The organism is Streptococcus sp. 3109 (assembly GCF_013276905.1).
Lineage (GTDB): Bacteria > Bacillota > Bacilli > Lactobacillales > Streptococcaceae > Streptococcus.
Genome location: NZ_VMLY01000023.1, coordinates 1 through 4819 on the forward strand (window position 1 = coordinate 1; position 4819 = coordinate 4819).

1 protein-coding gene is annotated in these 4819 nt (G+C 41.6%); it reads left to right on the forward strand.

All coding sequences use genetic code 11. The features are described 5' to 3' along the window. Positions 1–454: 454 nt before the first annotated feature. Positions 455–4819 (forward strand): YSIRK-type signal peptide-containing protein (locus HT698_RS09565; RefSeq protein ID WP_173249616.1); only part of this gene is annotated, 4365 nt, incomplete at its 3' end.

The window sequence follows — 4819 nt, forward strand, 5'->3', positions numbered from 1 at the left end:
TTTGATACTCAATGAAAATCAAAGAGCAAACTAGGAAGCTAGCCGCAGGCTGTACTTGAGTACGGCAAGGTGAAGCTGACGTGGTTTGAAGAGATTTTCGAAGAGTATAAATTTAAGTTACTGCTGTTATTCTTAGAGTCACGTGTTTCAATACAATACTCTTTAAGCGTATTTAAATTGGTTTTATACTAAAGCATTGATCATCGTTAATGAAAAATAGAAAAATCTCTAATAAAATTAAAAAATACTCATTCAAACTCAATAATTATCAGTTATAATACTTGAATGCTATAAATTTAAATGTTATAATCAGTTAAAGTGTTTACAATCATATAGCAATCTTTTTTAAGATGTTCTTCTCTTAATATTACTAAAAAATTTAAGGGGGGGGCTTTTTATTTGCCCTAATGCTTTAAATCAACACGAATAAAATAAATCAAGGAGGTTGAATCTCATGAAGAGAGGTCAACAAGATTTTAGAACTGAAAGATACCTTCGATATGGTATTCGTAAGTATAGTTTTGGGGCAGCATCAGTGGCAATTGCGGCTGGTTTGATGTTTCTTGGAGCTGGTGCGGTATCAGCAACAGAAGTAGAAGGAGTTAATGAACTATCTTCAACAGCTACTCCAACACCGACCATAGGCGATGAGGGTGCTAATCAAGGTGCTAACTCATCTAAATCCACTACTTATGACGCAAAACCAGTCCTAACTAGGGACGGCGGTGAAGATACTGCCTCATCCCAAGCTAGCGATGAGAATACCGAAGCAGCGGCAACTGAATCCTCTACAGAAACAGTTGCAGATAAGACGGAACTACAATCGAAAATTTTGACCTTACGTACTGCAATCCAGTCGGCTACTAAGGGGACAGACAGTCTAGCTCTTGACTTTGCTAATCAAACATTGACAAGTGCGCAAGCAGTTTTAGAAGCTAAACCAAGTCAAGAAGAGGTCGCTCAGCAAGTCCAAGCCCTAACAAATGCTATTACTGTAATCGCAGAGGCATCTAGTCAAGCACAAGCTAATCAAGTCGATACAGCAGAAACAAATCAATCATCTGAAAAAGTAGAGTTAGAAAAGCGAGTGTCAGAGGCGGATGTAACCAATCGTTTAGCAAATAGTTTTTTGGAAAAAGAAGCAAATGATTCAAGCCTTTCTGAAGATGTCAAGAGTGCTATTAGAGCTGCCATAGCCAGCAATGCTGCTAAAATTACAGAAGCAAAGGCTGCTTTAGCAAATGGTGATGCGAGTGCCCAAGCCCTTAACCAATCGATGGCAGAACTGAAGTCATCTATTGAAGCTGTATATGTTACTCTCCGTAAAACAGGCAAAGAAGAATTTTCTGTTTCCTTGGCTGATACGCCTCCTGCCGGTGGTGTAATTGCACAACCAAATGCCAAAGATTATATATCCATTCCGCAGGGGGATGGCACTTATAAGATAGTTTCAACAGCTATAACAGAAGCCTCTGCAACAGGTAAGGATATCTATACCTTTGGTGCAACTGCCGCTACAAGAGGAGATGTCTCAACGGATAGAATCAGTGGAGATATTACGACTCTGGAAGCAGTCGTGTGCTCTCACCAACGGACAGGTACCGACACGAATCCTGGCAACTCAGGTCAAGGAAATAATAATAAAGGTCGAATGGATTTTCCTCTAACCAAGGAACAAGCAGAAGCCTTGGCTGCAGAAGCTCCCCTCTGGAAAGGAAAACTCCGTGCAGATGGGTCAACAATTTCAACAGGTAATAATGTAGTTTTTGGTGCAGGAGGAGGATATGAATACCTTGCAACCCACATCTATCACTATGTCTATGAACAAGGTACTGACCGTGTTTATATCGAAAAAATCAAGGGACGATTTAGTGTGACAGAGAAAGCAGCCAAAGCTGGCTGGGAGGTTTCAAAGGTAGAGCCGACAAACTTACCAACAGGTTTAACCTATAATGCAGCTACAGATACTATTCAGGGGAAGATTGTGACAGATGGTCTGGCAAATGGGGTATATGATACGCGGATGTATGTGACCTATACCAATAAACAGACCAATGCTACTGTACGTGCAGTGTACCGAAATCTTCGTGGGGGTTGGATTGGTTGGCAAGATACAACTCCACCAAACATTGGAACCAATGGAGAGGTCTTTGAAGGAAAGGTTGGTAAAAGTAGCTTTACCAATGAACAAGGTCACTCTACAAATAGTATTGATATCCACTACTCAGATACTTCAGGTTCTCGTGCTATGTCTGGCGGTGCTAATGTTAGCTATACGCTAGCAGATGGGACGAATGTTACAGTCCGTAATCAATACGGACCAAGTACTACAGGAATCTCGGGTAATATTGTGACAGCTACTGGAACAGCTCGTGCCGTGGATACAGAGATTCCGGGATTGACCTATGCACTAGATGGTAGTAAACCCTTAACTAGTCCTGACGGTGTGACTACGGGTTATACAGGGAAGGCCTTGATTAGTGGGACTCCAACGGAAGCTGGTATTTATTATGTTACAGCCTATGCTAAGGACTGGAACCAGCCAACAGGTGCAAATGGTTGGACAACCCAGGGGCAAGAAACCCATGCAGGTATCACAGTTAAGGTAGCACCGAAAATTGATGTCCTCAACATTGCTGCATATGGAACAGAAGTCCCAGTGACTATCTCTAAAGGAGCTACCTATGCCAAGGTAACCATGCCTGATGGAAGTGTCACAGCACTTGAAAATAGAGAAGGCAAGTGGTATGTTGCCGCGGAGGGAACTACAAATACAGCAGTGACAGCTGGTGAATTAGTCGGAACAGTTGGTGAACAATTTAAATTAAAAGTTACAAGTGAAATGACAGCAACAGCTGGTGTAAATAAGATATCTGTTTATGCTAAAACAGAAGCTGTTACAGCATCCTTGATGCGTTCATCTGTCACACTCCAAGATAATGATAACTCGTCACATGTTGCAACCTTGAATAAAACAAGTGGACGTTGGGAACTACCAGCTGAATATGCGACTGTTAGAACCGATCACAGAGATGGTACTTATGATGTAACGAATAGAGAAGTTTACACCTCTGTGCAAGCGGATGGCTCTATCAAGTTCTATATTTATGCCTATAACCGTAGTTATGATGCTACAGGAAAGGTTACAGCAGTTAATGATGTGACTCGTAAAGAAACAGTTTATGCGAGAGAAAATACCTTAGCTACAAGAGTTGGGAATGGAACCTATGTAACAGTTTCTTACGATAAAGCTACGAACACATGGTCGTCATCGGATCAGTCAGTAGTGACAGCTAGAAAGACAGATGCTGATCATTGGGAAGTATCTACTTCATCAGGATTTTCTGGTGTGGTTAAGGCTACTACAGCAGAATCAACGGACGAAGCTACGATTATCAATAGAAAACCAACTGTTACTTCGACTTCTTATACAACTAAGATGAATACAACTGTAGACTTAGTAGATCGCAGTTTGGACGGAGTAAGTACGGTAACAACTAATGCTCATGTGACAGTAGCTGATGCAGAAGATGACTCACTTCCATCTACAAGTGATGCTGAGAAAACTTTCAAGACTAGTCACAATACCAAGATAACAACTATTACAGTAACTGATCCAAATGGTGGGGTGGTTGCATCTTACACAAAGACTGGTGATGCTCATAATTACCCAGATGCAACAAGCTTAAAATTGACAGAAGTTGGTGTTTATACGGTTACAGTAGATGTTATGGATAGTAATACTAACCTAGTTGATGAGACAAACGTTGGTGAGACAACAGCAGGGACAGATCATGGTGCAAACACATCCACGGCAAGAACAGTCTACACTATTACTGTTACTCCTCTGGATATAGAGGGTCAACCTACGAAATCATTGGCTATTCAAGGACGTCCACAATCAGGTAACCCAACATTTGAGTTTAAAACAGATACCGAAACTGAGACTGAGAAAGAGACAGAGATTGATCAGGGAACAAAACTCTATAGCCTTGAAGGAGCGATAGATGGCTCTGTAACGGCTACAAAAGATGGTAAGACAATAGGTACTTACAAGATTGATAAAGATACAGGATTGGTCACTTTCACTCCTGAAAAAGACTTTACAGGGGAAGCACCAGCAGTTACAGTACGTTTGACAGTAACATTTGCTAATGATACTACTGGCAACCCACTCACTGCAACTGCGACAGCTACCTACACCCCAACAGTTATTCCAGTAACTCCAAGCTCTGAAGCTTCTAAGACAACTGGGCCGCAAGGACAAGCCCAGACTTCAGTTATTAAGTATGACACTGCAGATACAGACGCTAGCACTGTGAACTTTACTAAAGGTAGTGCTCTGGTTGAAACTGTTGAGAAGTCTGTCGATCTAGATAAAGGAACGGTAACGCTTCTTGATGCCAATGGAGCAGAAACTACAACTGTCACAGTGGCCAATCAAGGTACCTATAGTCTAAACAAAGACACCAACACCATCACCTTCCAACCTCTTTCAAGTTTCGTAGGAAAGGCAACTCCAGTAACAGTTCAAGTGAAGGATGACAACGGAACAGCGACAACAACGACTTACACTCCAACGGTAACAGCTGTGACCATGACATCTGAAGATGCTACATCGACTGGTATTCAAGGGGCTACTCAAAGTGGAACTCCAGAATTTGAAACATCAGATCCATCAGTAACGATTGCAACACGTCAGTTGCTTGATCCATCAACGATGCAACCAACTACTAGTGTTACAATTGCAAATGAAGGAACATACACAATTGAACCAACAACAGGTCTTGTGACCTTCGTACCAGATCCATCATACAAA